Source organism: Peterkaempfera griseoplana (genome assembly GCF_001418575.1).
Classification (GTDB): Bacteria; Actinomycetota; Actinomycetes; order Streptomycetales; family Streptomycetaceae; genus Peterkaempfera; species Peterkaempfera griseoplana.
Window position 1 is genome coordinate 1 of sequence record NZ_LIQR01000164.1, and the last position, 6,018, is coordinate 6,018.

At 72.3% G+C, this 6,018-nt stretch carries 4 protein-coding genes; all 4 read right to left on the reverse strand.

Annotation, left to right across the window (positions count from 1 at the left end):
- Positions 1–2,196 (reverse strand): bifunctional glycosyltransferase/CDP-glycerol:glycerophosphate glycerophosphotransferase (locus tag AOK09_RS13385; RefSeq protein ID WP_055587394.1); only part of this gene is annotated, 2,196 nt, incomplete at its 3' end.
- Positions 2,197–2,359: 163 nt separating this feature from the next.
- Positions 2,360–2,923 carry a 2'-5' RNA ligase family protein gene (locus AOK09_RS13390; RefSeq protein WP_079063021.1) on the reverse strand — a complete coding sequence of 188 codons (564 nt, stop codon included), beginning with the start codon at positions 2,921–2,923 and terminating at the stop codon, positions 2,360–2,362.
- 5 nt (positions 2,924–2,928) lie between these two features.
- Complete coding sequence (trpS, locus tag AOK09_RS13395; RefSeq protein WP_055587396.1) at positions 2,929–3,942, reverse strand: tryptophan--tRNA ligase; 1,014 nt, start codon at positions 3,940–3,942, stop codon at positions 2,929–2,931.
- Positions 3,943–4,540: 598 nt separating this feature from the next.
- Positions 4,541–5,899 carry a hemolysin family protein gene (locus AOK09_RS13400; RefSeq protein ID WP_079063022.1) on the reverse strand — a complete coding sequence of 453 codons (1,359 nt, stop codon included), beginning with the start codon at positions 5,897–5,899 and terminating at the stop codon, positions 4,541–4,543.
- Positions 5,900–6,018: the final 119 nt, after the last annotated feature.

Sequence of the window (6,018 nt, forward strand, 5' to 3'; positions counted from 1 at the left end):
GGCGGGGGTGCGGTCGGCGAGCGGGACGAAGGGCAGCGGCTCGGTCTCGCCCAGGAAGACCCGGCGTACCACACGCTCCGCGGCCCGGCCGTCGTCGAAGGCGCAGAACCGCTCCCGGAAGGCGGCCCGCAGCGCGGTCGCGGCCTCGTCCCGCCAGGCGCCGCCGGTGAGCACCGAGATCAGCTGCTGCTGGTCGCGGGCGACCGCGCCGGGGGTCTCCCCCGGGCGCCCGGAGAGCACGTCGAGATAGACGCCGCGCGTCTCCTGGTAGACCTCCCAGTCGTCGGCGTACACCACGATCGGCCGGTCGAGGTTGGCGTAGTCGAACATCACCGAGGAGTAGTCGGTGATCAGGGCGTCCGAGGCCAGGCAGAGCCGCTCCACGGAGGGGTGGCCGGAGACGTCGATGATGCCGTCGGTCCCGGCGTCGGTCCCGGCACTCTCCTGCCGGTCGTGGAAGTAGTGCATCCGGGTGAGCAGGACATGGCCGGGGCCGAGGGCCTGCATCAGGGCGGGGAGGTCCAGCCGCGGCCGGTAGGTGGAGCGGTAGTCCCGGTGGGTGGGGGCGTAGAGCAGCACCACGGCGCCGTCGGGGATGCCCAGCTCCGCGCGGGCGTCCAGGACGTCCTGGGCCGTGGCGGTGTGGAAGACGTCGTTGCGTGGATAGCCGTACTCGAGGGTGGTGTAGCCCGCCGGGTAGGCGCCCTCCCAGACGATGGTGGAGAAGCGGTTGCTGCTCAGGCTGTAGTCCCAGCGGTCCACCCGGTCCAGCAGCCGCTCGAAGTCCATCCTGGCCGCGGGGTAGGGCTGCAGGTCCAGGCCCATGGACTTCACCGGGGTGCCGTGGTGGGTCTGGAGGTGCACCGTGCCGGGGCGCTTGACCGCGGAGTCCGGGAAGTTGACGTTGTTGACGAACCAGCGGGCCCTGGCCATCGCGGCCCGGTGGCCGCGCGACCCCGGGTGGACGAAGCGCACCCCGGGCGGCACCTCGGCGCGGCGGCGCCGGTCGACCACCCAGACGGTCTCGATGTGCGGGGCGAGTTCCCGCAGCTTGGCATGGATGGCCGCGGGGTTGCAGGACGGTCCGCGGTTCCAGTAGGACGCGAAGACGGCCAGGTCACGGCGGATCGGCAGCCGCTGCTGGAGGCGCTGGTAGGCGCCGAGCACCGGCCGCCCCAGGGCGTGCCGCAGCCGCCGTACGGCCACCGGGGCGGTGCGGCGCACCCACTCCAGGGCGCGCAGCACCGCATGGGTGCGCCGCCGGCCGCCGGCCAGCAGCCGCAGCCGGGCCGCCTCCGGCCCGGGCGCGGGCCGGTAGCCGGCCGGACGGTGGCGGCGGCAGTGCCTGGCGGCGCGGCGGAAGTACTCGGGGCGGGCGTCGGCCGGAACCCGGTCGGGGCGGCTGACCACGGTGTGCAGATGGTGCAGCATCCGGCCGTAGACCACGGGCCGCCAGCGCTCCAGCTGGGGGCGGGCGTCAAGGAAGGCGAAGACGCGGTCGTACTGGTCGAAGACGTCGAAGTGCTTGCGGCTGCTGGTGCCCAGGATGTTGCCCTGGCGCCGCTGGCGGTAGTGCACACAGACCCGGTCGAGCAGGGCGATCCGCTCGGCGGCGAGCATCGCCGGGTACGTCCAGGGGGTGTCCTCGTAGTAGCCGGGCGGGAAGCGCAGCCCCTGCCGCTCCACGAAGTCGCGCCGGTAGGCCTTGTTCCAGACCACCATCAGCAGCCCGAGCAGCTCGGGGCGCTCGTCCACCGGGAAGACCTGCGGGCCGGGGCGGGAGAAGAGTTCGGCGTCCCTGCTGCGGCGCACCTTGTGGTTCCAGTAGGAGCGCGCGTAGTCGTAGACCAGGATCTCCGGGTCGTCGCATTCGGCGAGCCGGTCCGCGACCGCGCGCAGGGCGCCCGGGGTGAGGGTGTCGTCGCTGTCCAGGAAGAGCAGGTACTCGCCGGTGGCGACCTCCAGCCCGGCGTTGCGGGCACGGCCGAGGCCGACGTTCTCCGGCAGGTGGAGCACGGTGACGCGCGGGTCGCGGGCGGCTGCCTCGTCGAAGATCCGGCCGCAGCCGTCCGGGGAGCGGTCGTCGACACCGATCAGCTCGAAGTCCTCGTACGACTGCGTGAGGACCGAGTCGATGCACTGGCCCAGGTACGCCTGGACCTTGTACGCGGGGACGATGATGCTGAACCGGGGCATGGGCATCCAGATCGGGTCGAAGGCGCAGCAGGCAGGCGCGCGAGTCGGGTCACCTGCCTCAACGACCGTTCGGCCCAAGGGATACGCCCGTGGAGGGGTGAACGTGGCCTGGTGTAACCCTGCGCGACACCCGCCGGTCACCCGGTGTTGCCCGGCGGGCCGCTCAGCCGCCGAAGGTGTAGGAGTGCAGCGGGCGCCACACCTCGTCCGCACCGAAGCGGTAGAGGCTGAACCCGGGCACGTCGAACACCGCCCGGAACCCCTTCATCTCCGTGTGGGCCCGGTCCAGCTGCTCGTCAGTGAGGTTGTGCGCCACCGTGACGTGCGGGTGGAAGGGGAAGTTCAGCTCCCGGGCCAGCGGCCCGGACCGCACCGACGCCTCCACCTGCCGGCACTCCTGCATGCCCTCCTCGATCCGCACGAAGACCACCGGGGAGACGGGCCGGAAGGTGCCGCTGCCGAGCAGCAGCATCCGGAACGTCCGGTGGCGCGCGGCCACGGCGCTCAGATGGCGCTGCACGGCGGGCAGGTCGTCGACCGCCACCTCGGTGGGCGGCAACAGCGTCACATGGGTCGGTATGGAGCGCGCCAGCGGATCGCCGAAGTCGTCCCGGGCGTCCTGGATCTCCTTGCCCCAGGGGTCGGGGACGGCTATGGAGACGCCGATGACGACGTCCCGCGGCATCGCCGCGGGGTCGTCGCCGGCCGGTGAGGGTCCGGTGGCCATGCGGGTCAGTGCCTCGCCGGGAGGAAACCGACCCGGTCGTAGACGTCGGCCAGGGTGCCCGCCGCGGTCTCGCGGGCCTTGCCGGCGCCCTTGGCCAGCACCCGGTCCAGCTCGGCCGGGTCGTCCAGATAGGCCCGGGTCCGCTGCTGGAACGGGGTCACCCACTCGGTGAAGGCGTCGGCCAGCTCCGTCTTCAGCGCCCCGTACATCTTGCCCTCGAAGTGCTGCTCCAGATCGCTCACCGGGCGGCCGGTGATCGCGGAGTAGATCGAGAGCAGGTTGGAGACGCCGGGCTTCTTCTCCTCGTCGTAGCGGATCACGGTGTCGGTGTCGGTCACCGCGCTCTTGAGCTTCTTGGCGCTGGTCCTGGCGTCGTCCAGCAGGGTGACGATGCCCTTGGGCGAGGAGGCCGACTTGGACATCTTGATCTCCGGGTCCTGGAGGTCGAAGATCTTGGCGGTCTCCTTGACGATGTACGGATCCGGCACGGTGAAGGTCTTCCCGAACCGGGTGTTGAACCGCACCGCGAGGTCCCGGGTGAGCTCCAGGTGCTGACGCTGGTCCTCGCCCACCGGCACCGCGTTGGCCTGGTAGAGCAGGATGTCCGCGATCTGCAGCAGCGGGTAGGTGAAGAGGCCCACCGAGGTGCGCTCGCTGCCCTGCTTGGCCGACTTGTCCTTGAACTGCGTCATCCGGGACGCCTCGCCGAACCCGGTCAGGCAGCTCACCACCCAGCCCAGCTGGGCGTGCTCGGGCACGTGCGACTGGACGAAGAGGGTGCAGCGGTCGGGGTCGAGGCCCGCACCCAGCAGCTGGGCGGCCGACACCCGGGAGTTCTCACGGAGCGTGGCGGGGTCCTGCTCCACGGTGATGGCGTGCAGGTCGGCCACCATGTAGTACGCGTCATGGGTCTCCTGCAGGGCCACCCACTGGCGTACGGCACCCAGGTAGTTCCCCAGGTGGAACGAGCCGGAGGTGGGCTGGATGCCGGAGAGCACGCGGGGGCGATCAGTGACCATGCCGCCCATTCTCGCAGGAAAGCGGGACCACTCGGCGCCGGCATCCCACTCATCACATTTGCGCAGGTGGGCCCGGACCTCGCGGCCCGGTCCGGCCGCGCCGCGGCCGCGGGGGAGGACCGCGGGGGGCGGCCGCCGGGAGGGCGCGGCGGGCGGCGCACGGGGAGGTCGACCGCCGGGCACGCCGCAACTTCCGAAACCGGGTTCCGGGCCGACCGGGCGTCACCCCTGGCCTCGACCGCCCGGCGAACGCCCCCTCACACGGCCCCGCCCGCAAACTCGTGGGATTCATCCCTGCAGGGGGGTTGACCCGACCGAAAGGAAGGCCCTAAATTTCCCGGAACTTGCGAAGCATTCTTCGAAACTTTCGAGCTGCAACTCAAGGGGAGGGTCCGGCTCCGCACTCGCGGGGCAGCACCGAACCGCCGTCCACCACCGGAACCACCCGGCCGGGAGCCGGCCAGCAGGACCGAGCCGGGCCCGCCCGGCCGGCCGCGACCGCGGCACCGGTCGCCGACAGACGCCCGGTCCGTCGCCCCAGCCGCTCGGGGCGACGGACCGGGCCACAGAACGGGGCGCGTCCCGGCCTGAGGGTGGCTCAGGGATGCGACTCCCCAGCGGCCCCCGGGCGACCGGGGGCCGCCTCCTGTCCCGTCGCGGCGACGGTGCCGCCGAAGCGGCTGATCCGCACCCGGGCGATCCGGCGCCCGTCCAGCTTCGCCACGGTGAGCCGGCAACCGCCCTCCGTGGCCACCTGGTCGCCCACCGAGGGCAGCCGCCCCAGCGCGGCCACCGTGAAGCCGGCCACCGTCTCATAGGGGCCCGGCGGCAGCTCCACCCCGGTCTCCTCGGCGAAGTCGGACAGGTTCAGCAGGCCGTCCACCTCCATACCGCCGCCCGCCAGGCGCAGCGTCGCGGTCGCCACCTGGTCGTACTCGTCGCGGATCTCCCCGATGACCTCCTCCAGCAGGTCCTCCAGGGTGACGATGCCCGCGGTGCCGCTGTACTCGTCGACCACCATCGCCATGTGGTGCCCCTCGCGGCGCATCTCCGACATGGACGGCAGCACCCGGTTGGTGTCCGGCAGCAGCTTCACCGGCCGGGCCAGGTCACGCACCGTACGGGCCCGTGCCCCCTCCCCGTCGTCCGGCCGGTACAGGTCGCGGACGTGCACGAAGCCGACCACCGCGTCATAGGAGCCCTCCACCACCGGGTAGCGGGAGTGCGGATAGCGGCCCACCTCGGCCCGTACGTCGTCCAGCAGCCGGTCCGCGTCCAGGAAGGTCACCTCGGTTCGGGGCACCATCACCTCCCGCAGCTGCCGCTCCCCTGCCGCGAACACCTCCGCGATCAGCTGCCGCTCGTCCGCGCCCAGCTCGGTGTTGGAGGCGACCAGGCCGCGCAGTTCCTCCGAGGACATGGCGTCCCGGCCGGCCTTGGGGTCGCCGCCGAACACCCGCACCATGAGGTTGGTGGAGCGGGAGAGCAGCCAGATCGCGGGACGCAGCACGATCGAGATGACGTCCACCGCCGGCGCCGCCAGCAGCGCGATCGGCTCGGCGCGCTGCAGCCCGATCCGCTTGGGGGTGAGCTCCCCCAGCACCAGGGAGACATAGGAGATCACCAGCGTCAGCACCACCAGCGCCACCGTGTCGGCGAGCCCGGCCGCCAGCCCCAGCTTCTCGAAGAGCGGGGCGACCTTGTGGGCCAGGGTCTCCGCGCCGAAGGCGGCCGACAGGAAGCCCATGCAGGTCACCCCGACCTGCACAGCGGCCAGGAACCGGTTGGGGTCCCCCGCCAGGTGCGCGGCCCGGCTGGCACGCTTGGTGCCCCGTTCCGCGAGGGTACGGATCTGGCCCTCCCGGAGCGAGATCAGCGCGATCTCGGCCACGTTGAAGAGACCGCCGATCAGGATGAAGACCAGGACGAGCGCGGCGTCGCTGAGTGTGTCGTTCACACCGGAAGTCTAGGAACCCCCGGCATCCCCGCGGACCCCCGGACGGGACAAGGCCGTGCACCGCCGTCCGGGGCCCCGCGGCCTCAGGGTGCGGGGCCCCGGACGGCGGTGCACGGCCT